The sequence below is a fragment of the Sphingopyxis sp. GW821-FHT10B01 genome, from assembly GCF_059415685.1.
In genome coordinates this window covers 536,255-562,393 of the sequence record NZ_JBWKNS010000002.1, presented here as the reverse complement: position 1 = coordinate 562,393, position 26,139 = coordinate 536,255, and the positions used below count along the sequence as shown (strand labels likewise).

General features: G+C 64.7%; 27 protein-coding genes. 10 read left to right on the top strand and 17 right to left on the bottom strand.

The features are described 5' to 3' along the window. Complete coding sequence (locus AC07NV_RS07110; RefSeq protein ID WP_495165639.1) at positions 1-1,302, bottom strand: metal-dependent hydrolase family protein; 1,302 nt, start codon at positions 1,300-1,302, stop codon at positions 1-3. A 43-nt stretch (positions 1,303-1,345) separates the two neighbouring features. After that, positions 1,346-3,499: a S8 family peptidase gene (locus AC07NV_RS07105; RefSeq protein WP_495165638.1), complete on the bottom strand. Its 2,154-nt coding sequence runs from the start codon at positions 3,497-3,499 to the stop codon at positions 1,346-1,348. Positions 3,500-4,002: 503 nt separating this feature from the next. Here AC07NV_RS07105 and AC07NV_RS07100 point away from each other — a divergent pair. Both AC07NV_RS07100 and dapD read left to right on the top strand, forming a co-directional pair. After that, complete coding sequence (locus AC07NV_RS07100; protein WP_495165637.1) at positions 4,003-4,680, top strand: pyrimidine 5'-nucleotidase; 678 nt, start codon at positions 4,003-4,005, stop codon at positions 4,678-4,680. Then, positions 4,677-5,519 carry a 2,3,4,5-tetrahydropyridine-2,6-dicarboxylate N-succinyltransferase gene (gene dapD / locus AC07NV_RS07095; RefSeq protein ID WP_495165636.1) on the top strand — a complete coding sequence of 281 codons (843 nt, stop codon included), beginning with the start codon at positions 4,677-4,679 and terminating at the stop codon, positions 5,517-5,519. The genes AC07NV_RS07100 and dapD overlap by 4 nt, the downstream gene beginning before the upstream one ends. A gap of 21 nt (positions 5,520-5,540) precedes the next feature. Here dapD and AC07NV_RS07090 read toward each other — a convergent pair whose 3' ends face one another. Beyond that, positions 5,541-7,577 carry a DUF3857 domain-containing protein gene (locus AC07NV_RS07090; RefSeq protein WP_495165635.1) on the bottom strand — a complete coding sequence of 679 codons (2,037 nt, stop codon included), beginning with the start codon at positions 7,575-7,577 and terminating at the stop codon, positions 5,541-5,543. 177 nt (positions 7,578-7,754) lie between these two features. Between AC07NV_RS07090 and AC07NV_RS07085 the strand changes: the two genes are divergently transcribed. Next, the gene (locus tag AC07NV_RS07085; RefSeq protein ID WP_495165634.1) at positions 7,755-9,842 is read left to right on the top strand and encodes a TonB-dependent receptor; all 2,088 of its coding nucleotides are present in this window, start codon (positions 7,755-7,757) and stop codon (positions 9,840-9,842) included. Between the two features lie 83 nt (positions 9,843-9,925). On the opposite strand, the gene gpmA is transcribed toward AC07NV_RS07085, so the two are convergent. After that, positions 9,926-10,612 carry a 2,3-diphosphoglycerate-dependent phosphoglycerate mutase gene (gene gpmA / locus AC07NV_RS07080; protein ID WP_495165633.1) on the bottom strand — a complete coding sequence of 229 codons (687 nt, stop codon included), beginning with the start codon at positions 10,610-10,612 and terminating at the stop codon, positions 9,926-9,928. A gap of 189 nt (positions 10,613-10,801) precedes the next feature. On the opposite strand from gpmA, the gene AC07NV_RS07075 reads away from it, so the two are divergent. Beyond that, the gene (locus AC07NV_RS07075) at positions 10,802-11,257 is read left to right on the top strand and encodes an Hsp20 family protein (RefSeq protein ID WP_495165632.1); all 456 of its coding nucleotides are present in this window, start codon (positions 10,802-10,804) and stop codon (positions 11,255-11,257) included. Positions 11,258-11,330: 73 nt separating this feature from the next. Here AC07NV_RS07075 and AC07NV_RS07070 read toward each other — a convergent pair whose 3' ends face one another. The 12 genes from AC07NV_RS07070 to AC07NV_RS07015 all read right to left on the bottom strand — a co-directional run bounded on the left by AC07NV_RS07070 (position 11,331) and on the right by AC07NV_RS07015 (position 19,713). Then, on the bottom strand, positions 11,331-11,810 hold the full coding sequence (locus AC07NV_RS07070) for a GNAT family N-acetyltransferase (RefSeq protein ID WP_495165631.1): 480 nt from the start codon (positions 11,808-11,810) through the stop codon (positions 11,331-11,333). Beyond that, on the bottom strand, positions 11,807-12,916 hold the full coding sequence (locus tag AC07NV_RS07065) for a M14 family metallopeptidase (protein ID WP_495165630.1): 1,110 nt from the start codon (positions 12,914-12,916) through the stop codon (positions 11,807-11,809). The genes AC07NV_RS07070 and AC07NV_RS07065 overlap by 4 nt, the downstream gene beginning before the upstream one ends. Beyond that, positions 12,913-13,533 (bottom strand): DUF4136 domain-containing protein, encoded by a 621-nt coding sequence (locus tag AC07NV_RS07060; protein ID WP_495165629.1) that lies wholly within the window; start codon positions 13,531-13,533, stop codon positions 12,913-12,915. Before AC07NV_RS07060 ends, AC07NV_RS07065 begins: the two co-directional genes overlap by 4 nt. Before the next feature lie 165 nt (positions 13,534-13,698). After that, complete coding sequence (locus AC07NV_RS07055) at positions 13,699-14,364, bottom strand: cell wall hydrolase (protein WP_495165628.1); 666 nt, start codon at positions 14,362-14,364, stop codon at positions 13,699-13,701. Between the two features lie 194 nt (positions 14,365-14,558). After that, the gene (locus tag AC07NV_RS07050) at positions 14,559-14,894 is read right to left on the bottom strand and encodes a DUF1491 family protein (RefSeq protein ID WP_495165627.1); all 336 of its coding nucleotides are present in this window, start codon (positions 14,892-14,894) and stop codon (positions 14,559-14,561) included. A 24-nt stretch (positions 14,895-14,918) separates the two neighbouring features. Then, positions 14,919-15,383, bottom strand: a complete 465-nt coding sequence (locus AC07NV_RS07045; protein WP_495165626.1) for a PTS sugar transporter subunit IIA — start codon at positions 15,381-15,383, stop codon at positions 14,919-14,921. Between the two features lie 151 nt (positions 15,384-15,534). Next, on the bottom strand, positions 15,535-16,107 hold the full coding sequence (gene hpf / locus AC07NV_RS07040) for a ribosome hibernation-promoting factor, HPF/YfiA family (RefSeq protein ID WP_325541605.1): 573 nt from the start codon (positions 16,105-16,107) through the stop codon (positions 15,535-15,537). Positions 16,108-16,154: 47 nt separating this feature from the next. Continuing rightward, positions 16,155-16,856, bottom strand: coding sequence for a DNA polymerase III subunit epsilon (dnaQ, locus tag AC07NV_RS07035; protein WP_495165625.1), 702 nt, complete (start codon positions 16,854-16,856; stop codon positions 16,155-16,157). 19 nt (positions 16,857-16,875) lie between these two features. After that, a complete protein-coding gene (coaE, locus tag AC07NV_RS07030) occupies positions 16,876-17,499 on the bottom strand; it encodes a dephospho-CoA kinase (protein ID WP_495165624.1) in 624 nt (207 codons plus the stop codon). Beyond that, on the bottom strand, positions 17,496-18,311 hold the full coding sequence (gene aroE / locus AC07NV_RS07025) for a shikimate dehydrogenase (RefSeq protein ID WP_495165623.1): 816 nt from the start codon (positions 18,309-18,311) through the stop codon (positions 17,496-17,498). Before aroE ends, coaE begins: the two co-directional genes overlap by 4 nt. Beyond that, the gene (locus AC07NV_RS07020; protein ID WP_495165622.1) at positions 18,308-18,904 is read right to left on the bottom strand and encodes a Maf family protein; all 597 of its coding nucleotides are present in this window, start codon (positions 18,902-18,904) and stop codon (positions 18,308-18,310) included. The genes aroE and AC07NV_RS07020 overlap by 4 nt, the downstream gene beginning before the upstream one ends. Further along, entirely contained in the window at positions 18,901-19,713 is an 813-nt protein-coding gene (locus AC07NV_RS07015; protein ID WP_495165621.1) for a pyruvate, water dikinase regulatory protein, read from the bottom strand. The genes AC07NV_RS07020 and AC07NV_RS07015 overlap by 4 nt, the downstream gene beginning before the upstream one ends. Before the next feature lie 347 nt (positions 19,714-20,060). On the opposite strand from AC07NV_RS07015, the gene hemE reads away from it, so the two are divergent. From hemE to AC07NV_RS06985, 6 genes are all read left to right on the top strand, one after another. Further along, a complete protein-coding gene (gene hemE, locus AC07NV_RS07010; RefSeq protein ID WP_495165620.1) occupies positions 20,061-21,089 on the top strand; it encodes a uroporphyrinogen decarboxylase in 1,029 nt (342 codons plus the stop codon). Positions 21,090-21,125: 36 nt separating this feature from the next. Beyond that, positions 21,126-21,542 carry a CopD family protein gene (locus tag AC07NV_RS07005; protein ID WP_495165619.1) on the top strand — a complete coding sequence of 139 codons (417 nt, stop codon included), beginning with the start codon at positions 21,126-21,128 and terminating at the stop codon, positions 21,540-21,542. A gap of 196 nt (positions 21,543-21,738) precedes the next feature. After that, positions 21,739-22,995 (top strand): transcription termination factor Rho, encoded by a 1,257-nt coding sequence (gene rho / locus AC07NV_RS07000; RefSeq protein ID WP_058539276.1) that lies wholly within the window; start codon positions 21,739-21,741, stop codon positions 22,993-22,995. A 12-nt stretch (positions 22,996-23,007) separates the two neighbouring features. Beyond that, a complete protein-coding gene (locus AC07NV_RS06995; protein ID WP_495165618.1) occupies positions 23,008-23,301 on the top strand; it encodes an antibiotic biosynthesis monooxygenase family protein in 294 nt (97 codons plus the stop codon). Then, positions 23,298-24,023, top strand: coding sequence for a TerC family protein (locus tag AC07NV_RS06990; protein ID WP_495165617.1), 726 nt, complete (start codon positions 23,298-23,300; stop codon positions 24,021-24,023). Before AC07NV_RS06995 ends, AC07NV_RS06990 begins: the two co-directional genes overlap by 4 nt. Positions 24,024-24,163: 140 nt before the next feature. Further along, on the top strand, positions 24,164-24,565 hold the full coding sequence (locus AC07NV_RS06985) for a DUF1489 family protein (RefSeq protein ID WP_495165616.1): 402 nt from the start codon (positions 24,164-24,166) through the stop codon (positions 24,563-24,565). Here the strand turns inward: AC07NV_RS06985 and AC07NV_RS06980 are convergent. Further along, positions 24,562-26,139, bottom strand: coding sequence for an FMN-binding glutamate synthase family protein (locus tag AC07NV_RS06980; RefSeq protein WP_495165615.1), 1,578 nt, complete (start codon positions 26,137-26,139; stop codon positions 24,562-24,564). The genes AC07NV_RS06985 and AC07NV_RS06980 overlap by 4 nt on opposite strands.

Sequence of the window (26,139 nt, the reverse complement as noted above, 5' to 3'; positions counted from 1 at the left end):
TCAGTCGACGACCAACCCGCGCGCCATCACGAAATCGACCGTCTTGAGCACGCGCACATCGGCGACGGGGTCGCTCGCCACCGCGATGATGTCGGCGCTCTTGCCCGGGGCGATCGTGCCGATCTGATCGGACAGGCCGAGTAGGTCGGCAGCGTTGACGGTCGCCGCCTTGAGCGCCTCGACCGGGGTCATGCCGTTCTGGACCATCAGTTCGAACTCGTCGCCGTTGCGGCCATGTTTCGACACGCCTGCGTCGGTGCCAAAGGCAATGCGCACGCCGCGCGGGACGAGCTGCTGCAGGCTCTTGCCGGTGATCGATATCCGCCACTGGATCTTGGCGAGCACGTCGGGTTCATAGGCGTTCGCGTTCGCCGCGATGCGTTCCTTATAGCCGTTCACGGTCGACAGCGTCGGGACATAATAGGCCTTCGACTTCGCCCAGGCGGCGATCGTCGCCTCGTCGAGGATCGTGCCATGCTCGATCGAGTCGGCGCCGGCATCGAGCGCGAGGCGGATGCCGTCGGCGCCGTGCGCGTGGACCGCGACCTTCTTGCCAAACAGATGCGCGGTGTCGACGATCGCCTTGGCCTCGTCGTCGAACATCTGTTTGCCGAGGCCGGCGCCGATCCGGCTGTTGACCCCGCCGGTCGAGGCGAATTTGATCACATCGGCGCCGCGCCCGATCTGAAGCCGCACCGCGCGGCGGCAGTCGTCGGCGCCGTTGCAGGTGTTGCCCGCACCCGCGAAGAAGGGGCGAAGCTCGTCGCGATAGCCGAGCGATCCGTCCATATGCCCCGCGCTGCCCGAAATGCTGTTGCCCGCATCGACGATGCGCGGGCCCTGTACCTTGCCAGCCGCGATCGCATCGCGCAGCGCCAGGGTCGCGCCATCGCCATCGCCAAGGTTGCGCACCGTGGTAAAGCCCGCGCGCAGCGTCTTCATTCCGTTCGCCTCGGCATTGAAGGCCTGCGCGGCGGGGCTGAGCGTCACCTCTTCGAGCTGTCCGGCGATGCCGCCCGCATCGCTGGTCAGATGGACGTGGCTGTCGATCAGGCCGGGGAGGACATATTTGTCCTTGAGGTCGATCAGTGTCGCGCCGGGTTCGGCAGGTCGATAGCCGTCGGCGATGCTTAGTATCTTGCCGCCCTCGACGATGATCGTCGACGCGCCGCGCGCGGGTTTGCCGGGTTCGGCGAGCAATTGACCGGCGTGGATGACGGTACGCGTCGGGCCTTGTGCGGCGAGTGGCGAGGCGAGCGCCGCAACGATCAGCGCGAGCGGAAGAGTTTGAATCGGCTTCATTCTGGCATCCCCTGTTTTTTGAATTGCAGAGCGTTAGAGCCGATCAGAAGCCCATCGTAAAGCGGACCGCGGCGCCTTTGTCGTCGGGCATCGCGGCGATATGGCCTGGCTCTTGCCGCCACCATGTGTTGGCAATGAGTTCGCCGCCGAAGAGCGACAGCGCATAGCTCGCCTCGACGACCAGCTCGCGGCCGGTGGGGGCCAGATTATAAGTGCGGCGGCCGAAGTCGGTGCGGCCGGTCGCATAGTCGTGGGCGACGGGGAGCATCAAGTCGATGCCCCCGCGCGCGACGCGCAGCGGCTGCGCAAAGCGGAGCGCCGCGCGGTCGCCGGGGCGCACCAGATTCGCCTTGGCGATGTCGAAAGAGAAGGCGGTCGACCAGAGCGCGCCCCCCGCGATCAGGCCGCGCTGGTCGGCGCGTGTCCACATCTGCCGCCAGGCAGCCGCAACTTTCCAGTCGCCCTGCACATCGAGGAGGAAGCTGGCGTCGCCGACGAGGCTGGTCGCGCCGCCGGCGCCGAAGACGGGGCCGAGGCGGGCGCCGAGGAGGCTGTCCGATTCGCGCAGCCAGCTGGCGCCGAGCGCGGTGCGGACGGGGCCGAAGCGCGCGTCCCATGCAGCGCCGATGCGCTGGTAACGGCTGTCATGACCCGAACGATAGCGGAGCAGCGGATCGTCCTGCCAGCGCGAGCCCGAGACCCAGCCATTTTCCAATATGATATTAACATACTGATTATTAATGATATTATGGCGAATTATCGTGCCGATCCCGGGGCTGGCGGCAAAGCCGAGGCCCTCGTGCGCCGCGTCGCCGATCAGCATCGCATGGCTGCTTTCGCCGCGCTCGCCCGCGAGCAGGCCACCGGTGCCACGCCCCGCAGCGAAACCGATAAGCGTGCGCGCGTCGAGGCGCGTCATCACCGAGGCGGCGAGGGTGCGCGCGCGCTGCGCGTCGTGGAAGGAAAGGCCCGCGAGCGCGTCGGTGCCGCCCATGCCCGGCGCAGTGACGAGCGAGAGCGCAAGCGACTGGCTGGCGGCGTTCTGCTGGCGAACGAGCCCACCGATCGCGCCCGACAATTTGAAGTCGGGGCGGCGCGGACCGAGCGCGCCACCGAAATCGACGTTGAAGGCGCGGCCGAAGCCGTCGGTGACGAGGCCCGTCGTTCCGGCCCCCCCGGCATCGCCCATCGGACCACCGAGCACGCCCAGCGGCGCATCGAGCGCAACCGCGGTCGCGGTTCCCGCAAGCGATGTCGCGCCCATCGGCTGAAAGGCGCGCGCAATGTCGAGGATGCCCTGTCCGTACACGGCATCGTCGCCCGCCACGCCGGCATCGCGCGCCGATTGATAGAGAAGCGAGACGATCTGCTGGCTCGACAGGTTGGGGAAGGCCTGCGCGATCAGCGCGACCGCGCCCGCGACCTGCGGCGCCGCGAAGCTGGTGCCGTTGAGCACGAAGACGAAATTGCCCTCGGTCTTCAGCGCGCCATTTTCATAGGCGCAGCACACCCCCTCGCCGAGCGCCGACAGATAGGAGCCGGCATAGCCGCCCGCGCGGTTGCTGAACCCCGAGATCGCGCCATTTTCATTGACCGAGCCAGCGATGACAACGAGTCCGCCGCCGGCATCGCGCAGCCCGCGCGCGAAGAAATCGGGGTTGTTGGGGTCGTTGCCGTTCGCGGTCGTATCCCCCTCGTTGCCCGCCGAGACGATGACGATGATCCCCGCCGCGGTCGCGCGCGCGACCGCGGCGCGCAGCGTCGCACCCGGCAAATCTTCGCCGCCGAGCGAGATGTTGACGACGCGTGCGCCCGCGCTCACCGCGCGGTCGAGCCCCGCCGCGATCGCGGTTTCGGGAAAGCGGCAGCCGCTTTCGTCGTTCGACGGATCCTCGGTCGCGCAGCTTCCCGGCCGGTCGGCGCGCAGCACGAGCAGGCTCGCGTTGAAGGCGATGCCGAAGGTGCCGGCGTCATTCTTTCCGCCGAGCAGCACCTGTGCAACGTTGGTACCGTGCGTCCCTTCGCCGTCGATGCCGCGCGATCCGGCAAGATCGATCGACTGCGACGAGATGCGGCCGGCGAATTCGGAGCTATCCTGATCGATCCCGTCGTCGATGACGCCGGCAAGGACGCTCTGTCCCGTCGCCCCCGCCTGATAGGCGGTAATCGCGCCGTGGAAATTGACCCCATCGGACATGCGCGTTTCGGCGGTGTTGAAATTGCCCGTCGGTGGCGGCGTGGGCGTGGGCGTGGGCGTGGGCGTGGGGGTTGGCGTTGGCGTTGGCGTCGGTGCGGGGGCAGGTGGCGGAGCAGGAGTCGGCGAGGGGCGCGCGCCACCGCCACCGCCGCATGCCGCCAGCGAGAGCGCCGCGAGACCGAGCAATAGAGGCAAAGGCCGCCCAGCCGCCCGTCGGATGCTGTTGCGTCGGTCCGCATCGGCCATCGCCGTTCCCCTTTGCCCTGATCTCCGCCTTTTAGCGTAGCGGAGGGCGTAGGGGTAGCATCATGCGGTTAATTGAGGGTTCGCCGACCTCCTCATACTTGAACCGTCGCCCCCGCGAAGGCGGGGGCCGTTGTCGGTTTGTCACGACGGGGACAGGCCCGGTCCCCAGCGGCCCCCGCCTTCGCGGGGGCGACAATGTGGTGCGACATCTTCGCCCCAGCTTGCCGCCGGGCCTCCCAGCCATTATGCGCCGCCCCATGACCGCCCCGCTCGACCATATCGACAGCTGGATCTTCGATCTCGACAACACGCTCTATGCGCCGTCGGCGAAGCTGTTCGACCTGATCGACGAACGCATGGGTGCCTTCATCATGCGCCTGCTGAACGTCGATGCCGTCGAGGCGCGGCGGGTGCAGAAGCAATATTTCCACGACCATGGCACGACGATGGCGGGGCTGATGCGCCATCACGGCGTCGATCCCGAAACCTTCCTCGTCGACGTCCACGACATCGCGCTCGACCGGCTGACGGTCGATGCGCGGCTGCGCGCCGGGCTGGAGCGCCTGCCGGGGCGCAAGCTGATCTTCACCAACGCCGACGCCGATTATGCGGCGCGCGTGCTGGGCGCGCGCGGGATCGCCGATCTGTTCGACGGCATCTGCGACATCCGCATCACCCGCTACACACCCAAGCCCGATCCCGAAGCTTATGCGACGATGATTACGTATCTGGGAGTCGACCCGGCGAAGAGCGTCTTCGTCGAGGATATGGCGCGCAATCTGACACCCGCAAAAGCGCTCGGCATGACGACCGTCTGGCTGGACAATGGCAGCGAAAGCGGCCATCGCGACCACCTGCCGGACCAGGTCGATTTCCACGTCAACGACATCGCCGACTGGCTCGACAACCTGCCTTTTCCATGGGGAATTTCATGAGCACCGACCTGCAAGCCACGATCGAAGCCGCGTGGGACGCGCGCGACACGCTGGGCCTGACGACGCAGGGCGCAGTGCGCGATGCGGTCGAGACCGCACTCGCCGGGCTCGACGACGGCAGCTATCGCGTGGCGACACGCGATGCGGGGGGCACGTGGCAGGTCAACCAGTGGCTGAAGAAAGCGGTGCTGCTGTCGTTCCGCCTCAACGACATGGAGCTGATCGAAGGCGGCCCCGGCGGCGCGCGCTGGTGGGACAAGGTCCCGTCGAAATTCGCCGGCTGGGGCGAAAATCGTTTCCGCGACGCGGGTTTCCGCGCCGTCCCCGGTTCGATCGTCCGCCACGGCGCGTTCATTGCCAAGGGTGCCGTGCTGTTGCCGAGCTTCGTCAACATCGGCGCGCGCGTCGGTGAGGGGTCGATGGTCGACGCGTGGGCCACCGTCGGCAGTTGCGCGCAGATCGGCGCGAACGTCCACCTGTCGGGCGGCGCCGGGATCGGCGGCGTGCTCGAACCGCTGCAGGCCGGACCCGTGGTGATCGAGGACGGTGCCTTCATCGGCGCGCGCGCCGAGGTCGCCGAGGGGGTGATCGTGCGCGAGGGCGCGGTGCTGTCGATGGGCGTCTATCTGGGCGCATCGACCAAGATTGTCGACCGCGCGACGGGCGAAATCTTCGTCGGCGAGGTCCCGGCCTATTCGGTGGTCGTGCCCGGCGCGCTACCCGGCAAGCCGCTGCCCGACGGCAGTCCCGGCCCGTCGCTCTATTGCGCGGTGATCGTCAAGCGCGTCGACGCGCAGACGCGCGCCAAGACCGGAATCAACGAGCTGCTGCGCGATTGATCGCTGCCGGTCCGCAAGCGATCAGCGCGTCGTCGCGGGCGAAAGGCAAGGAACAGTGTCGGCGGTCCAATCGATATCGTAGGTGGCCGGAACGATTTTTCTGACCGGGTCGGGCACGTCACCACCATCGGCGCTGTAGAAGACCCACCCCTTGCTGTTGTCGAAGCCTGCGATCCGGCCATTGTCCTGCCCCGCGCTGATCGCGTCGATTTCCTGCTTCTCGACGCGAAAGCCGCGGATCATCCGGATCGAGCCGTCGCGAACGTCGAAAGCGCGGTAATAGTTCTTGCCAAAAATGCGCGTGTCATACCCCGATTTGAACGTCCAGTTCGCCGCATTCGTCGCCGACGGCAGCCTGAGCGTCGTCACATGACAGCTAAATTCGGGCGCGTTGTAAAAAGGCAGGCCCTGATCCTGGCCCGCCGGCCGCATCCGCTTTTCAGGCGGATTGAACCCGCCACCGGGAAGCGCCAAAGACTTGCCGCCGTCGCTGTCGTCGTCCCAGTCGACCTCCCAGGTTCCGCGGATCGTCAGGATGCTGGCTTCGGCCTTTTGGTCGTAGCGCCATTTGACGTCGTCGACCGTCTGCCAGGTGGCCCCGACCAGCTGCTGCCGCATGCTATTGAGCAGCTGGTCGGGCGCGATTCCCGAAAACTGCATTTGCTGCTGCAATCCCTCGATGCCGCGGACGATGACGGTATTCGTCACCTGCGCGGGCCGGTCGAACCCCGCACGCGCGTCGATCTCGAACAAGGTGATTTCGCCGGGCCGTTTCGCCGGCCGCCATTCGAGATTCTGCAGCGGGCTGCCCTTGGCGGTGAGCGGAAGGACCCAGCGGTACGCAATCGCGGGCTCGGCGCTGGGGGCAGCGACCGCCGGGAGCGTACCGTCGAGCCAGTAGACCGCGCCATCGATCCGCGCCCGCAGCAGAACATGATCGAACATCCCGGGATTCGGCAACCGCTGGTCGAGACCATCGTCGGCGCCGCTGTTGTTGGCGAGCACCGCTTCCGCCTCGATTCCCAGCCTGGCGAGCAGTCCCAGCAGCAGCGCGGTCTTGCCCTTGCAGTCGCCATATCGCCGCTGCCATGTTTCCTCCGCCGTGGCAGGGGTCAGATTTCCGTTGCCCAGGCCGACATAGATGTACCGCACATCCTGCTGCACCAGCTTGAGCGCGGCAGCGGCGCGGTCTAGCGGCCGCGCATGCGCCGCGGCGATCCGGTCGGCCTCGGCCGCGAGCGGCGAACCATCCGGGATCGGCGCCGCCTTGGCGAACAGCGGAGCGAAATGCCGCGATATCGTCGCCCAGTCGGCGAAGTCGGTAAATTCGACGATCCGTTGCCATTGATAGCGCGCGGGCGCGTCTTTCGGCGGCGTCAGCATCGCGGGATTGTCGAACAGGAAGTCGACACCGCCATCGCGCGGCCGGGCGATGGCGGCCATATCGGGGGTCATCTTGACGTTCGGCTTCAGACCCTTGTCCCAGCTCAGACCCAAGCGATAGCGGCCGGGCGCCGGGCCGGGGCCAAGGAAAAGCATACCCGCGGCGTGTTTCCCAAGGGTCGGATCGCTGAGCCGCGTCGTCAGACCGACCTCCAGTTCGTCGCCGACGCGCAGATCGGGAACGCGGAGCACCGCAGTCAGGATACCGTCGAGTTTCGCGGCTTCGAGTTGATCCTCGCGGCGCAATATCTCGAACGATGTCGTCTCGAGAACATCAAAGGTCTCGCTGCCGCGATGGACCTTGAGCAGATGCACGACCGGCGGGCCCGAGGCAGGATCCCAGGCGGTCGATATATTGCCGATCTGCAGCGCGTTGGGATGGAGTATCCGGATGCGATACCCCTGATATTGCGCCTGCCCCCGTTCGTCGATATGCGCCAGCGCGTCCTGACGCCGCACGAAAACCAGCCCGCTGGCATCGTCCGGAACGGGCATCAGTTCGGACGGGACGACCCAGTCCGGAACCGGTCCCCGCTGAATTTGACCATCCTGTGCATGGGCCGGCGCGTGCGCAAACACGGCCGCCACGAAAATCGAAACAAGACTGCGCACCATAACCCCCGCTATTTGACGCGATCATGTCGTGAATCGGGCGCGATGCAAGAAAAGACGAAAGCACAACACTCGTCGAACCGCGACGGGCGTTGGTAGACAATATCAACCAGAGCAATATTTGCGAATTATTCGCATGATGCGCCACTGGGGAGGTGGCGCGGGTGGGGAGTCAGACGCGTGTCGTTCGGAAAAATTTCGCTGGTGGCGTGTGCCGCCCTGACCGCCGTGTTGCCCGCGGCGGCGCAGGAAACGACGGGCGATGCGCCCGCCGCCGTGCCGACGCCCGCAAATGGCGCGCAGCGTTATGCGCCCGCCGACTTCACGCGCTTCGCACCACGCACCGCGCTCGACATGGTCGAGAAAGTTCCGGGCTTCCTGATCGTCACCGGCACCAATGGCGGCGAGCGCGGGCTGGGCGCGGCGACCGAGAATGTGCTGATCGACGGCGAGCGCATCGCGAACAAGTCGACCGACGCGCGCACCGCGCTGGCGCGCATCACCGCCGCCGAGGTCGCCTATATCGATATCGTCGATGGCGCCGGGCTGAACGTCCCGGGACTGACCGGCCAAGTGGCCAATGTCGTGCTGGTCGCAGACGCGGGGAATGGCGGGTTCAAGACGACGATCCGCTGGCAACCCGAAGGGCGCCCGCGGCTGGAGAAAAACTGGCTGAACGGCGAGATCTCGACGACGGGGAAGGTCGGCGGGACGAACCTGACGCTGAGCCTGAAGAATGAGGCGAGCCGCAAGGGCCATTGGGGGCCCGAACGCGTTTATGACGGCAATGGCGTGCTGCTGTTCACGCGCGACGAGTTCGGCGCCTATGACGGCGAGCGGCCGCGGCTGGCGGCGGCGCTGGCGCGCACGACGACGAACGGCAACAAATGGAATTTCAACCTTGGCGGGCAATTGCAACTGCTCGACGAGCGCGTCGACAGCGTGTCGCAGCGGCCGGTGAACGGCATTGTGCGCGAGGCGTTCCGGTTCAAGGAAGACGAAGTCAATTTCGACGTCGGCGGCGATTATGAGCTGGGGCTGGGCAAGGGTCGGCTGAAGCTGATCGGGCTCTACCGGTTCGAGCACAGCCCGATCGTCGACAGCTTTATCGTCGACCGCGAAATCGGCGGGCGCAGCGGCGAGCGCTTCAAGCAGACCGCCGACGAAAGCGAGTCGATCCTGCGTAGCGAATATAGCTGGCGCACCAGCGGCGGCACCGACTGGCAGGTCGCGCTCGAGGGCGCGTACAACACGCTCGACGTCGATTCCGAGTTCGCGACCTTGCGGCCCGACGGCAGTTTCCTTCCCGTCCTCTTCGGTGGTGAGAAGACGAAGGTCGAGGAAAAACGCGGCGAAGCGTCGCTGACCTGGGGCCGTGCGCTCGCGTCGAACCTGACCGCGCAGCTCAACTTCGGCGCCGAATATAGCGAGCTGACGTCGTCAGGCCCCGGCGGGCTGACGCGGCGCTTCATCCGGCCGAAGGGGAAACTGGCATTGGCGTGGAAGGTCGGCGCGAAGACGACGATCAACTGGTTCCTGCAGCGCCGCGTCGATCAGCTCGACTTCTTTGATTTCGCCAGCTCGGTCGATGTCGCGAACGGGCAGGGCAATGGCGGCAACGGCCGGCTCGTGCCGCCGGTCCTCAATCGCACCGAGCTGGAGTTCGTGCAGGACATGGGGCGGTGGGGCAATGCGTCGGTCGCCTTCGCTTATGCCTATGCGCAGGATCTGGTCGATCAGGTGCCGCTGTCGCCGACGACCGAAGGGCGTGGCAATCTGCCGCCCGCGCATCTCTATCGCATCAGTTCGAAGGCGACGCTGCTGCTCGACCGGCTGGGATGGAAAGGCGCGCGGATCAACAGCGACATCACTTTTCGGCGCAACCGCGTGCGCGACCCGCTGACCGATCTGTGGCGCGACCAGAGCGAGGGGCAGGAATATGTCGTCGACCTCAGCCTGCGCCACGATATCCCCGGCTCGGACATCGCGTGGGGCGCCGGCTATTTCGACGAGCGTTTCAGCCCCAATCTCCGGCTCGGCGCGATCGAGCATGAATATACCGACGGGCCGTTCGTCACCGCCTTCGTCGAACATAAGGATGTTGCGGGCTTCACGGTGAAGCTGTCGTACCGCAATCTTGCGGGCATGAAGGACGGCTTTAACCGGACGGTGTTCGTCGATCGCCGCGACGGGCCGGTCGCGTTCAGCGAGCAGCGGCTGCGCAAGTTCGGGCAATATTTCCAGCTGACGGTGACGGGAACGCTTTAGGCGTCACAAACTGTTCCCCGGCGAAAGCCGGGGCCCATCATTGCCGTCGTCACGGGCCCCGGCTTTCGCCGGGACCACAGGCTTCAGCGCTCGCTGAGGTAATAGCGCTCGCGCGCGCCCAGATCGTCGTTCAGTTCATAGACGATGGGCTGGCCGGTCGGGATTTCGAGCCCGGTAATGTCTGCGTCCGAAATGCCCGACAGATGCTTGACGAGCGCGCGCAGGCTGTTGCCATGCGCCGAGATCAGCACCGTCTTGCCCGCAGCGAGCTGCGGCACGATCGCGCTTTCATAATAGGGCAACACGCGTTCGATCGTGTCCTTGAGGCTCTCGGCCGAAGGGATGTCGATGCCGGCGTAGCGCGGGTCGCTGGCGAGATCCCACGGCGAGCCGGCTTCGAGCGGCGGCGGCGGGATGTCGAAGCTGCGGCGCCAGATCTTCACCTGATCGTCGCCATGCTTCGCCGCGGTCTCGGCCTTGTCGAGCCCGGTCAGGCCGCCATAGTGACGCTCGTTCAAACGCCAATCCTTGGTCACCGGCAACCACAGGCGCCCCATGGCTTCGAGCGCCAGATTGAGCGTCTTGATTGCGCGCGACTGGACCGAGGTGAAGCAGGTGTCGGGCGCGATGCCCTTGGCCTTCATCAGTTCGCCCGCCGCCCAGGCCTCTGCCGCGCCCTTTTCGGTGACATCGACATCCCACCAGCCGGTGAAGCGGTTTTCGAGATTCCACTGTGACTGGCCGTGACGAATGAGGATGAGCTGGGGCATGGTCTGTCCTTTGGTTGGCGACAATTCGCCGCCCCATAGCGCGGCTTTTGAAGGAACGCCAACGCCCCTCTTGAAATGGTTTCGGCCGCACCCAGATTCGGGTCATCCGGCCGCCACAACGGGGCCGGGTGGCGATCGCGGCACGCGCGCTGCGGTCCCTGACTTCGCTTTGAAAGGAAGACATGAACCATGCGTAACAGTTTCGACTGGACCCCCTATCGCCGTTCGACCGTCGGTTTCGACCGCTTGTTCGATTTCCTCGAAACGGGCGGTTCGGGCGCCGAAAATTATCCGCCGTTCGACATCGAGAAGATCGCCGACGACCATTTCCGCATCACCGTTGCGGTTGCAGGATTCAAGAGCGACGAGATCGACATCACCGCGCAGCAGAATATGCTGACCGTCAGCGGCCGCAAGGCGCCCGCAGCGGACGGCGAAGCCCGCCAGCTCCTCTATAGCGGCATCGCAACCCGCGCGTTCGAGCGTCGTTTCCAGCTCGCCGATTTCGTCCGGGTCAGCGAAGCCGACCTTGCCGACGGTCTGCTGACAATCGATCTGGTGCGCGAAGTGCCCGAGGCGATGAAGCCGCACAAGATCGCGATTGGCAGCGCGACGCCGGTGATCGAGGAAAAGCAGGCCGCGTAAACGCCCTCGGTCGCTATACCCCGCGGGGCATTCGAACGGGGTCCGGAATCCCTTCCGGGCCCCGTTTCCGTATCTAGAGCGTGCGAGTCATAAAGCGGCTGAACGGGTCGGGTTCATAGTCGTCAAAGGGCGGGCATTCTTCGAAGCCATAGCGCCGGTAAAGCGCGAGCGCGGGTTCGAATGCACCGCTGGACCCGGTTTCGAGGCTGAGGCGCGCGAGGCCGCGGCGACGCGCTTCGCCCAGGATATGATCGAGCATGCGCGCCGCGACGCCTTGGCGAAGGAAGGCCTCTGCCGTGCGCATCGATTTGATTTCGCCATGCGCGGCGCCCAGCATCTTCAACGCGCCGCATCCCGCGAGTTCGTCCTCGCGGTGGATCGACCAGAAGGTCACGCCAGGCGCATTGAGCCCGTCGAAATCGAGGAAGTGACAGCTGTCAGGCGGCGAGTTTGCGAGCATGCCCGCGAAATGCACCTCGAGCAGCGCGCGGATATCGGTACCCGAAAGATCGTCTTCGACGATCCGCCAGGCCCCGTCCGCGCTTACGCTCACAGCATCTGGTCCAGCGTCTCGAGACAGGCGTGGGCGAACAGTTTCGACCGCTCGGGCGACCAGCCGGCCACCGGGTCGGGCAGATCGCGATTGTCCTTGAACGGCATTTCGATCGTCATCGACACCGCCCCGAACCGTTCGGCAAGCTGCGTCGTCGACATCGAGAGATTCGCCTGACCCGGCGCGGTTTCGGCATAACCCAGATCGACCTGGAAATCGGGGGTGTTCGCCGCGAGCGCGGTCTCGAACGCCTTATATTTTTCCGACTGTTCGGGCTTCAGCGACGGAATGCCTTCGAAACCCGCAAGGAACACCGCGGGAATCGCCTCGTCGCCATGGACGTCCATCGCCCAGTCGACGCCGCTTTCGTCCATCGCATTGCGGACGGCGAGCACTTCGGGGCTGCGTTCGAGGCTGGGCGTATCCCATTCGCGATTGAGGTTCACGCCGGCGAAGTTGGTGCGCAGATGGCCACGACGCGAGCCGTCGGGATTCATGTTCGGCACGATATGGAAGCGGCATTTCTGACGCAGCGAACGCGCGTGTGGATCGGCGGGATCGGTCAGCTTTTCGAGCGCGCCTTCCATCCACCATTCGGCCATGCTCTCGCCCGGATGCTGGCGTGCATAGAGCCAGACCTGCGTGTCGCCGGTCCCCACTTCGAGGCAGTCGATCGGCTGGCCTTCGATGCTGGTGCCGAGGCAGCGATAGGTCACGCCTTCGCATTCGGCGACCGCAGCAACCATGTCGTGGTGACGCTCCATCGAGAAGGGCGCGAAATAGGCAAGGTAAAGGATCGCGCTTTCGGCGGTGTGGCGAATCGTCAGCGTGCCGGCATCATAGCTGGTGTCGAGGCGGAACCAGGTTTCGCGGTCGGTGCTCGCGCAAGCCGCATAACCGGGCCAGCCGTCGGGGTAGGCCGAGTCGGCAAGGCCCGTGATCGCGAGTTCGAGCGCATCGCCGACCGCGCACGAAACGCGGAAGTGAAACCACTGGAAAAAGTCCGATTCGCGATCCTTGCGGATCGACAAGCGGGCGGAGGTGCCGTCGATGGCATCCACGACGATATTGCCGCTGTCGAAAGCGGCGTTGATGGTGATGGTCATGGGACGCTGATAGTGCGTCCCGATTCACCGGGGAAGTCCTTGAATAAGGCTTCGGCCAATTTCGCGGCGGCGAGGCTGGGCTGGTTGGCCGGTGCCTTCACCGGGACCGCTGTCAACGCGCGGCCTTCCCAAAGGGCCTGACCGCTAGCGGCATCGTCGATACGCACCGCAAGCTGCAGATCGGCCATCCGCTTGGGACCACCGCCGAGATTGAGTCCGATGCCGAGACCGACCCCCGACCCATAGCTGCCCGTCGAACCGCCGACTCCGACCGAGACGGGCGAACGCCTGCCAACGCCTTCGCGGTTCATGCGGTCGAATCCGATGCGGACCCTGAGCGGCGCGCGCGCGCCGTCGGGTGCCGCGACGAGCCCCTGCCGTTGCAGCTGTTGTTCGACCGCGGTGCGATAGGTGCTCCATTCGAGCGACGGCGCGTCGACCATCGCCCCGGCGTTGCCGAGCGGCGCGGCGTCGACGGTGTAACGTGTGCCCGGCGCCCATCCGGCGGGCGCGCTCGCATGGAAACGGGTGACTTCGACCGGCGGCACCGCGGTGGCACAGCCGCCGAACGAAAGCGCCGCTGCACAAAGCAGGGCGACAGAAATTTGACGCGTCATCACCGCATCATGCGCCACGAAATATGGCTTGGCAATGAACGGGATGCCATCGCGTCGCCATGCCGGGCTCGACCCGGCATCCAGCGGCGGTGGCGTAGATGGACCCCGGATCAAGTCCGGGGTGACTGAGAGAGGAGGGCCCGGTTTGCCGCCGCGCCCGTCCGATCAACGATAGAAGATGTGGTTGTCGATCTGCGCGATGCGCGTCTTGCGCCAGCCGGGCGAGACATAGCGCGCGTGGAAGAAGAGCGCGCCCGGGGCGTGATTCTTCCAGCTGCCGTCGCGCGCGATCTGCGCGATCGCGACGGCGTTGTTCCACTGCGATCCGTTGCGGATGGCGGGCATCTTGCCGCCGCGCACGAAGCTGAACTGGCTTTTCTGATGGACGACGCCGCAGAGGCTCTTGGGGAAGCGGCCCGACCCGGCGCGGTTGAGGACGACATGCGCGACCGCGAGCTGGCCGACGAGCGATTCGCCGCGCGATTCGAAATAGACCGCACCGGCGAGGCAGCGCAATTCGGGGTCGAGATCGACCGGACGCTGAGTCTCGGCGACGAGTTCGGCGAGCGAATCGGCGGTCAGCGGAGCCTGCCCGGGCTCGGCGACGGCGTCTTCGTCTTTTTGATCGGTGCTTTCGACCGGCGCCTGGGCCTCGATCGACAGATCCGCCTTGTCATCGACCACCGGCGCATCGGCGCCCGGCAGGATGATGGCGGGAAGATTGGCGTCGGCAGCAAGATCGCTTGCAAAGCCCGGCTCCGCCAAAAGCAGCATGGTGGCGGCAGTCATGCCGACGGCAGCCACGCTGGCTACGTTCAGAATGCGACTCATATTGTCCGTCAAAAGTGCGGCCGATGAACCGAACCTCTCAAAACAGGCGGGGGGCTATGGCCCAATAACGCCTGCGGTCATCGTCCGACTGCGTGTCCAAACCGTTTTAGCGGGATATCACCCAAGGCGATGCAACCCACGGAACGACCTACGCGTTATCGAATAGGCGCCACTTATTGTGCAGCGCAACAGAGTCAAGTTAACGCAGCCCACTCCGCGACGAGCTGTGGCGCATCTGCGATATCCAGTTCGATCAACCACATATCCGGATCGGCCTTGCGCCGCCGATCCTGATAGTTTGCGCGCGATTCACTATCACTGGGGTCAGCAGGGCCAACATCCTCCCAGATATAGTTGCCGTCGATCGAAAAGCGGCGTTCGAGCAAGGGGCCTGGCTGCCCGCGATCGCTGCACAGGACAAGAATGACGCCCGACATCTCATCGCCTTTTGCAACTATGGTTGCGAAGCCGCCGGCGGCTTCGGTGCGTCGAAGCAGCAGGTCGACGAGGAACCGGCTTTTCAGCCGCATCGCGAAAAGTCTCGGCGCGCGGCGTTACGCCGCGTCACGCGTTTCGGTGTCGGCGAGCATCGCATAAAGTGCTTCGTCGTTCTTCGCACCGCGCAGCCGTTCGGCAATTGCCTCGTTGCGGAGCATGCGCGAGACACCCGCCAGCGCCTTCAGATGATCGGCGCCGGCATCAAGCGGCGATAGCAGGATGAAGAGCAGATCGACGGGCAAACCGTCGACCGCGTTGAAATCGATCGGGCGCGCGAGTTGCAGGAACAGGCCGCGGACGCCGGTCAGGTCGGCCATCTTGGCGTGCGGCAGCGCGATACCACGGCCAAATCCGGTCGAACCGAGGCGTTCGCGCTCGAGCAACGCTTCGCTGACTTCGCCGGCATCGAGACCGAGCGAACGGCTGGCGAGATCGCCCACGAAGGGAAACAGCGCCTTTTTCGAATCGAGCTGAACATGCGCACGCACGGTCGCCGGATAAAGAAGAGAAGAAAGATTCATCGGTCTGGTCAAATCTTGTAAAACGCCGGCCGCCGCCAGAAACATCATGCTGGCAGGCGATCGCGGATCTATCATGGCAGGCCCCCCGCCATCCCGGCTTCGGGCATCGTTGGGCGCGGCCCTTAAGCCGGATGGCGGAGAAAATCCAGTCCTATCGTGGTTCGACCCAACCGATCGTCCCGTCGTCGCGGCGATAGACCATATTGTGCGTGCCGGTCTTGCTGTTCACGAAGAGCAGGGCGTTGGTGTTGCGCAGGTCGAGCATCATCACCGCGTCGGACACGCTGCTGCTCGGAATATCGACACGCGTTTCGGCGATAATCGCAGGTGCGTCGCCCGCATCCTCTTCGTTGCCGCCGTCGAAGACGATATAGCTGGCGTTGTCTTCGATCTCGTCGACCGTCGGCGAGGGTTCTGCCGGGCCGTTGTTGCGATCCTTCAATCGCCGCATATACCGTCGAAGCTGCTTTTCGATACGTTCGGCCGCGCCTTCGAACGCGACATGCGCGTCCTGCGCCTGACCATGGCCTTTGAGCACGAGCCCTTGCATCACATGCGCGACGATGTCGCACTGGAAACTGTCGTGCGGCCCTTTTCCGAAGGTGGCGTGCGCGCCGATCGCTCGCGAGAAATATTTGTCGGCAATCGCGTTCATCCGGTCCGACACATGCGCCTGGAGCGCTTCGCCGGTTTCGATCTGGTGGCCAGAGACGCGAATTTCCATTTTTCTTCTCCTTCTATGTCCGGTGCGATGACATCAAGGGAGAGTCATCACACCGTGTCGAGCCACAGCGGCTGGTTGAGCCCTGTGACAAATTCGGCATGGCGCGCGAGTTCGGCGGCCGATGCCATATGGGGGCGAGGTTTGCGAAAGGGGCGCTCGGCGCCGCGCGGGGCGGCGGCGGTTGCGGTCGGCAAAGGTGCGGCGCCAACGGCCGCCGAAGCGAGGCCGAGGCCAATCTGCCGGCCCCCGGTCATTTCGATGTAAAGATGCGCGAGCAATTCGGCGTCGAGCAGCGCGCCGTGCTTCACGCGGTGGCTGCGGTCGATCCCGTAACGGGTGCACAACGCGTCGAGGCTGTGCTTCGCGCCGGGATGAAGCTTGCGCGCCATCTGCACGGTGCAGCACATGCGCGCCATGTCGAGCGCGGGGCGGCCGGCGCGCGCGAGTTCGGCGTTGACGAAGCCGAAGTCGAAGACTGCATTATGTGCAATCAGCGGCGCGTCGCCGAGAAACTCCATCAGTTCGTCGACGCGAGTCGCGAACAGCGGTTTATCCGACAGGAACTGGATCGACAGGCCGTGGACCGCTTCGGCGGCGGCGGGCATATCGCGCTCGGGATTGAAATAGGCGTGAAAGGTGACGCCGGTCTCGCGGCGGTCGACCAGCTCGACACACCCGATTTCGACCAGCCTGTCCCCGGTCCTGGGATCGAAACCCGTGGTTTCGGTATCGAAAATAATCTCGCGCATCGAAGCCATAACGTGGACCCTATCGGGCGTGGAAACAAGAGGCGATGAAGCTTATCTGACGGTGCGTCTCGCTTTTGGGGCGGCCCGTTTCGATGACAAAATCGGCGCGCGCGCGCTTGACGCGGTCGGGAACCTGCAGCCGGCGGATCGCCTTCAGTTTCGCCGCCGTCATACCGGGACGGCGCATGACGCGCTTACGCTGCATCCACGCGGGCGCCGAAACGACGGCGATCGCGCCGACCTTGCGCCAGCCGCCCTTTTCGAAGAGTAAGGGGATATCGAGCACAACGACATCGCGTGCACGATTTTGAGCGAGGAAACGTTTCTGCGCCTTGCCGACCGCCGGGTGGACGATCGCTTCGAGCGCGGCAAGTTCGTGGGTGTTGCCGAGCACCAGCGCCCCGAGTTTCTGGCGATCGACACCCTTCGGACCGGTGGTGCCGGGAAAGCGCGCTTCGATCGCGGCGACGAGCGCGCCGCCGGGACCCTGCAAGCGGTGCACCTCGGCGTCGGCGTCGAACACCGGCACGCCTTCGCGGACAAACATCGCCGCCGCGGTCGACTTGCCCATGCCGATCGACCCGGTGAGGCCGATGATGAAGGGACGGCGGAGCCGCGAGCCGGGGCGCGGGCGGTGGGTCATGCCGTGAGGAGCGCGCGCAGTTCCTCGTCGCGGCCTTCGGGCGGCGCGGCGCCGAAGAACAGCTCGAACGCCAGCGCGGCCTGACCGATCAACATGTCGAGCCCGTCGACCGTGTCGAGCCCGCGCGCCTCTGCGGCCTTGAGAAGTCCGGTCTGGAGCGGCGAATAGACGAGATCGTAGACGATCGCATCTTCGGCCAGCGGCGACAGGTCGAGGTCGAGCGGCGGCTGGCCCTTCATGCCGAGGCTGCTCGAATTGACGAGTAGGGACACGGGGGGAAGCTGTGCGTCGAATGCGACGACATCGCCCTTGAGGCCGAAGGTCGCGAGCAGGCCCATGGCTTTCAATGGGCTGCGGTTGAGAATCGTGACGGAACCGACGTTGGCACGCGCCAGCGCGAACAGCACGGCACGCGCCGCGCCGCCCGCGCCGACAACCGCGACAGATGCGCCTTCCAGGTCAAGTTCGGCGAGCGGCGAATAAAAGCCCGCGGCATCGGTGTTGGTGCCGATCAGCGATCCGTCCTTTTGCCGGACGATCGTGTTCATCGCGCCGATGGTGCCGCGGATATTGCCGGGATCGTCGACGAGATCCATCACCGCAGCCTTGTGCGGCATGGTGACGTTGCAGCCGCGCCAGCCGGAATCGGTCCGGCGCTCGGCGATATAGGCGGCGAGCTCGTCAGGCTTCACATGCGCGCGGCGATAGTCGCCCGCGATCCCGAGCGCCTCGAGCCAGAAATTGTGGATCAGCGGCGATTTCGACTGGGCGATCGGGTCGCCGATCACCTCGGCATAAGGGGTGCCGCTCATGATGGAGCCAATCCGGTGGCGCGAAGCCACGCCAGCAGTGGAAGCATCGGCATGCCGATGATCGTCCACGGATCGCCCTCGACCTTTTCGAACAATTGCACGCCCGCTCCTTCGATCTCGTAACAGCCGACGGTCCAGCGGATGCTGTCCCAGTGTCCGGCGACATAGTCGGCGATGAAGGCGTCCGACAAGGGCCGCATCCAGAGCTTCGCCTCGCCGATCGCGCGCCAGACGGGGGCGCCGTCGCGCGCGGCGACCGCGGCGCTGAACAGGCGGTGGCGCGTACCCGCCATGCGGCGGAGGTGGTCGGCTGCCTCTTCGGGGCTTTCGGGCTTCGACAGCATCGTTCCGTCATCGAGCGCAAGCGTCGAGTCTGCACCAATCACCGTTACACCGGGAAGCCGCGACGAGATTTTGATCGCCTTGGCTTCGGCGAGCGCGTCGGCGATGTTGCGCGGTGTCTGGCCGGCCGCGAGCAGCGAGGCGGTAAGTGCTTCTTCATCGACATGTGCAGCGGTCGTCTCGAATGCAAGCCCGGCGGCGCGCAGCATCGCGGCGCGGCCGCTGCTTTGCGAGGCGAGGAGCAGGGTCATGCGGCGCTGCGATCTTCGACGAGCTTGATCACCGCGGCGGCGGTTTCCTCGATCGAGCGGCGGGTGACATCAATGACGGGCCAGCCATTGTCGGCGAACATGCGCCGCGCATAGGCGAGCTCGGCCTTCACCCGCTCATCGTCGACATAGGATGTTTCGGGTGCCTGATTCAGCGAGAGCAGCCGGTTGCGGCGCACCTGCACCAGCCGGTCGAGCCCGGTGGTGAGCCCGACGATCATCGGGCGTTTGAGCGTGAACAATGCGTTCGGCGGCGGCGATTCGGGGACGATCGGGATGTTCGCGGTCTTGAAACCGCGATTGGCGAGATAGATGCTCGTCGGGGTTTTCGACGTGCGCGAGACGCCGGCGAGGACGATATCGGCCTGTTCCCAATTTTCCCAGCCGATGCCGTCGTCGTGCGCGACGGTAAATTGAATGGCCTCGACGCGCGCGAAATAGGCGGCGTCGAGTTGATGCTGGCGCCCCGGCCGTGCTTTCGCTTCCTGTCCCAGCATCCGCGACAACGCGTCGGTCACCGCATCGAGCGCCGCGACGGTCGGAAGATTGAGGGCATTCGCGCGGCGCTCGAGGCTGACGCGCAGCTCGCCGTTGACCAGCGTGAACAGGATCATCCCGGGGCTCGCCTGCACTTCGGCCATGATCCGGTCGAGATGCGATTCCGAGCGCACCATCGGCCAGAAATGGCGCACCACCTCGACATCGTCGAACTGCGCGATCGCCGCCTTGGCGATATTTTCGAGTGTCTCGCCCGTGGAGTCGGATATGAGATGAAGATGAAGCCGGCCCATCGCGGCACCATGGCGGGAAACCGCCGAAAAAGGCAATGCCGGATCAGGCCCGGACAATGAAAAAGCCCCTGTGGATAAGTTTTGGAGAAGCCCGGGGAGGAAATGGGGAGAGTCGATTCATCCCCCGACGTGCCGATTCCGCTCCACCACTTGTCCACAAGGGATGAATCTTATCCACAGGCTGTGAATAGCGGGGGAAGCGGGTCGCGACTCTGCAGCCAGCGGCGGCCGCGATAGAGTCAAGCTGTTGGCAAAAAGGACGCCCCCGCCTAAAGCGCGCTTATCCGCCGACCAACAAACCACCACAATTATATTTAAATATATATGAAGAGAGAAAGAGGGGCCGCGTGAAAGCGTCACCGAAGAGCTTGCTGGCAACGCTGCGCGGGGTGCGGCAAGAGCGTCCATCGCTGTGGCTTATGCGCCAGGCCGGACGCTATCTTCCCGAATATCGCGCGCTGCGGGAAACCAAGGGCGGCTTCCTCGAGCTTTGTTATGATCCCGAAGCCGCCGCCGAAGTGACGTTGCAGCCGATCCGGCGCTTCGGTTTCGACGGTTCGATCCTCTTTTCCGATATCCTCGTCATCCCGCATGCGCTCGGCCAGCATCTGTGGTTCGAGGCCGGCGAGGGGCCGCGGCTCGCCCCGCCGCTGGTCGATAGCGCCCTGGCTTCGCTCGAAGCCGCGCCGCAGCGGCTCGAGCCGATCTATAAGACCGTTGCGCGGGTCGCGGCCTCGCTCCCCGCCGAAACGACCTTTCTCGGCTTTGCAGGGAGCCCGTGGACGGTCGCCACCTATATGGTGGCAGGGCAGGGGTCGAAGGACCAGGCGGCTGCCCGGCGCCTCGCATTCGGCGATCCAGCGGCGTTCCGGACGATCATCGACGCAATCGTCGATCTCACCGTCACCTATCTGTCGGGACAGATCGAACATGGCGTCGAGGCCGTGCAGCTGTTCGACAGCTGGGCGGGCAGCCTGTCGCCGGCACAATATGAGCAATGGGTGATCGCGCCCAATGCCGAAATCGTCCGCCGGTTGAGGGCATTGCATCCCGATACGCCGATTATCGGCTTTCCAAAGGGTGCCGGCGGCAAGCTTCGCGCCTATGCCGATGAAACCGGGGTCGATGCGATCGGGCTCGACGAGACGGTCGACCCAGCCTGGGCCGATGCCATCTTGCCGTCGCAGCTGCCCGTGCAGGGCAATCTCGATCCGCTCGCGCTCGTCGCGGGCGGTGCAGCGCTCGACGCCGCGATCGACCGCATCCTTGCGGCTTTCCCGGCGCGTCCCCATATCTTCAATCTTGGCCATGGAATCGTGCCGGACACGCCCATCGCCCATGTCGAGCATCTGATCAGGCGCGTTCGCGGCGGATAAATAGATATGGAACTGACAGGTTTTCTGGGGGCGACGATGCTTTGGATCAAAGCGGCGCATATCATTTTCGTGATTTTCCTGATGGCCGGCCTGTTCATGATGCCGCGCTTTTTTGTCTATCATCATCAATGTCCGGTCGGGTCCGACGAGGACAAGAAATGGATCGAGCGCGAGGACCGGCTGCGGCGGATCATTTTGAATCCCGCGCTGATCATCGTCTGGGTCTTTGGGCTGATGCTCGCCTTTAACGGCGATTATTGGCACGAGGGCTGGTTCATCGCCAAATTCCTGCTCGTGATTGCGCTGTCGGGCTATCATGGCTGGATGATCGGCTATTCGAAGAAGCTCGCGCGCGGGCTGCGGCCGCTGACCGAAAAGCAGCTTCGTTTGCTCAACGAGGTGCCGGGGATTGCCGCGGCGATCATCGTCATCCTCGTCGTGGTTCGCCCCTGAATCCCTGTCTTGTCGGCGCTGCCCGATTGACTTGAACCCGGCCCGGTTATAGGGGCCGATCAACCCCGCTCCGTGCGGGCGGCGCTTCCCTGCGCCGAAGCTATCTGTAACGGTCGTCCCACGGCCGGATAGGCACCCCAGCGGTGCATCGAAATCGACTGTAATTTTCTCCCAAAACCTATCCTGGAATCCATCCATGCATCTTAAAGAACTCAAAACCAAAGCCCCCGCCCAGCTTGTCGAAATGGCTGAGGAACTGGGGGTCGAGGGCGCCTCGACGCTGCGCAAGCAGGACCTGATGTTCTCGATCCTGAAAGAACTCGCCGAAGAGGGCGAGGAAATCATCGGATCGGGCACGATCGAGGTTCTCCCCGACTCGTTCGGTTTCCTGCGCTCGTCCGAAGCCAATTATCTCGCCGGACCCGACGACATTTATGTCTCGCCGAACCAGGTCCGCAAATACGGCCTGCGCACCGGCGACACCGTCGAAGGCGAAATCCGCGCGCCGCGCGACGGCGAACGTTATTTTGCGCTGACCAAGCTGATCAGCGTCAATTTCGACGATCCCGACGTTGTCCGCCACCGCGTCAATTTCGACAACCTCACCCCGCTTTATCCGAACCAGAAACTGTCGCTCGACACCGTCGACCCGACCGTCAAGGACAAGTCGGCGCGCGTGATCGATCTCGTCAGCCCGCAGGGCAAGGGCCAGCGCGCGCTGATCGTCGCGCCGCCGCGCACCGGTAAGACGGTGCTGCTGCAGAATATCGCCAAGGCGATCACCGACAACCACCCCGAGGTCTATCTCATCGTCCTCTTGGTCGACGAACGTCCCGAGGAAGTCACCGACATGCAGCGCAGCGTGAAGGGCGAGGTCGTCTCCTCGACCTTCGACGAACCCGCAACGCGCCACGTCCAGGTCGCCGAAATGGTGATCGAAAAGGCCAAGCGCCTCGTCGAGCACAAGAAGGATGTCGTCATCCTGCTCGACTCGATCACGCGCCTTGGCCGCGCCTACAACACCGTTGTCCCGTCGTCGGGCAAGGTGCTGACCGGCGGTGTCGACGCGAACGCGCTGCAGCGTCCGAAGCGCTTCTTCGGCGCCGCGCGTAACATCGAGGAAGGCGGTTCGCTGTCGATCATCGCCACCGCGCTGATCGATACCGGCAGCCGCATGGACGAAGTCATCTTCGAAGAATTCAAGGGTACGGGTAACTCCGAAATCGTCCTCGACCGCAAGGTCGCCGACAAGCGCATCTTCCCGTCGCTCGACGTCGGCAAGTCGGGCACCCGCAAGGAAGAACTCCTCGTCGAGAAGGACAAGCTCAGCAAAATGTGGGTGCTGCGCCGCATCCTCATGCAGATGGGCACCATCGACGCGATGGAATTCCTGCTCGACAAGATCAAGGATTCGAAGACCAACGAGGATTTCTTCGATTCCATGAACCAGTAGGCTCGTGCCGCGATGGCCGTAATCGAACATGCCTTGCTTCCGGTTCGTGCGGGAAGCGAGGCAGCGTTCGAAGCGGCCGCGCGCAAGGCGCGGCCGCTGATCGAAGCCTCGCCCGGCTTTATTTCGATGGAAATTCGGCGCCCGACAGGAAGCGGGCAGCCTTATCTGCTTTTGGTTGCGTGGCAGTCGGTCGAAGATCATCGCGATGGCTTTCGGCAATCGGATCGTTATCGGCAGTGGCGCGCGTTGCTGCATCCGTTTTATAGCCCTGTGCCGGAGGTCAGCTACTTCGGAGAGGCGCTGTGATACTGGAATTTTTGACACAGGCCGGGGCTCATGCCGCCGGATTCGGTGGACCCGCCGAAATCTGGGGCCACATCGTCAACGATTTTTCGAACATCACCGAGCCGGCGGCTCTAGCTGCATTCCTGCAGGTGCTGATGATCGACCTGGTTCTTGCGGGCGACAATGCGATCGTCGTCGGCGCGCTGGCCGCGGGGCTTCCCGCCGATCAGCGCAAGAAGGTCATCCTGATCGGCGTGCTCGCTGCGTTGGTGCTGCGGATCGCCTTTGCGCTCGTCGTGCAGCAATTGATGGGCATTGTCGGGTTGATCTTCATCGGCGGCCTGCTGCTCGCGTGGGTGGCGTGGAAGATGTGGCGCGAGCTGCGTCACACAGGCCAATCACGCGGTTCGCCCGAAGTCGAAGGCGACGAGCATTCAGGGCTGAAGCCTGCAAAAAGCTTTGCCGGCGCGGCTTGGGCGGTCGCCGTCGCCGACGTGTCGATGAGTCTCGACAATGTGCTCGCGGTTGCCGGCGCGGCGCGCGAGCATCCGGGCATCATGATTGTCGGGCTGATCTTTGCCGTCGCCCTGATGGGCCTCGCGGCAAACATCATCGCCAAATATATCGAGCGTTACCGCTGGATCGCCTACGTCGGCCTTGCCGTGATCGTCTATGTCGCGGTCAAGATGATCTACGAAGGCTGGGTCGACCCGGGCGTCGGGATCGGAACGCTGTTCGGCTAGACAAACCCGAAGATTTCTGGCCATTTTTACCCCGTAGCTGCTCGCACAGGTCCCGGTGAAGGCCCAGGGCTGCGGCGAATATTATCTCGCGACCCCGCCGGGCGATTGAACCCCGCTCACACCTTCCCATGTTCAGCTTCATGCTCCCGCTCCACATGACCCGCGTTGCCGTCGGCTGCGCCGACTATCCCGCGCTGGAGGCGCGGATCGCCAACTATGCCCAAGACGGCGAGATTCGCTTTGCAACGCGGTTCCGGCCCAAGCGCGCAGAGGAACTGATCGGCGGCAAGCTCCACTTCATTGTGCGTCACACGCTGGTTGGGCGCGTCGAAATCCTCGGTTTCGAGGATCGGAGCGACGGGCGGGTCGACATCGTGTGCGTGGCGACGCTCGAGCGGCTTCATCCGCAGCCGAAACGTGCGCACCAAGGGTGGCGCTATCTGGCCGATTCCGACGCGCCGAAAGGGGTGGGCGAGAGTGATGGGCTCGCCGATCTGCCGCCCGAACTCTATCGTGAACTCGCCGAACTGATGCTGATTTAAAGCGCCGCGCGGAAGCTGTCGGCGCGCGCCATCGCCCAATAGCGGGCACCCGCGACCGAACCCGGATCCTCGAGCAGCACGCCGCGTTCGTAGAATTTGTAGATGCGGTCGATCGAATCCGATCGCGCCGAATTCAGCCGCTCGTGGAGATGATGCGGCTGGATCTGCCAGGGCGATTCGAGCCCCATTGCACAGCTGATGTCCCACAAGGCGTTGACTGTGGCGGCCTGGAAGCGGCGCACACGCTCGGCCTTGTCCTCGACCACCAGCCCGCGCTGGCGGCCGGGATACTGCGTTGCGACCCCGGTCGGACATTGGTCGGTATGGCATTTGAGCGATTGGACGCAGCCCAAGGTGAACATGAAGGCGCGCGCGGCGTTCGACCAGTCGGCACCGAGTGCGCAATTGACCGCGAGCCCCGCGCCCGAATGGACCTTGCCCGACGCGGCGACCTTGATGTCCTCCTTGAGCCCGCAGCCGACGAGCGCATTGCGTACGAAGATGAGGCCCTCGCGCAGCGGCATACCGATGCTGTTGGAAAATTCGAGCGGCGCCGCGCCCGTGCCGCCTTCGGCGCCGTCGACGACGATGAAGTCGAGCCGAATGCCGGTTTCGATCATGGCCTTCATCACGGCATAGATTTCATGCGGCTGGCCGACGCACAATTTAATCCCAACGGGCTTGCCGCCGGACAGTTCGCGCAGTTTTGCGGCCCATAAGATCATCTCGATCGGGGTCGCGAAGGCCGAATGCGATGCTGGCGAAATACAGTCATGGCCTTCGCGAACGCCGCGCGTCGCGGCGATTTCGGCGCTGACTTTGGGTCCGGGGAGCACGCCGCCATGGCCGGGCTTGGCCCCCTGGCTGAGCTTGATTTCGATCATCTTGATCTGGTCGTTTTGCGCGGTATCGCGAAAGCGTTCGGGGTCGAAATGTCCGCTATCGTCGCGGCAGCCGAAATAGCCGCTGCCCAGTTCCCACACGATGTCGCCGCCATGGATGCGGTGATAGGGGCTGAAACCGCCTTCGCCGGTGTCATGATAGAAATTGCCCATCTGCGCGCCAAGGTTGAGCGCCTGAATCGCGTTCGCGCCCAGCGAGCCGAAGCTCATCGCCGAAATGTTCAGCGGTGCCGCGGCATAGGGCCGCGCGCATTGCGGGCCGCCGACGGTCACGCGCTGCGTCCGGTCGGGGTCGGCCGCCGGCGCGATACTGTGGCTCATCCACTCATATTCGTCCGAATAGACGTCGAGTTCGGTACCGAAGGGATGGCTGTCGAGCTCGCCCTTCGCGCGGGCATAGACGAGATCGCGTTCGGTGCGCGCAAAGGGCCGTCCGTCGAGCGGGCTTTCGACGATATAGGCATGGAGAAAGGGGCGCAGCGCCTCGAACAGCCAGCGGATGCGCGCGATCAGCGGGAAGTTGCGGCGGAGGCTATGATGGCTCTGGAGCGCATCGTAGAGCCCGAGCAGCAGCAGTGGAACCCACAGCAGCAAGGTCCAGCGCGCGGGTACCCACCAAGCCGCGAACGCCGCCGCGGCGAGGAGGATGGGGAAGGCGATCCAACGCAGCAC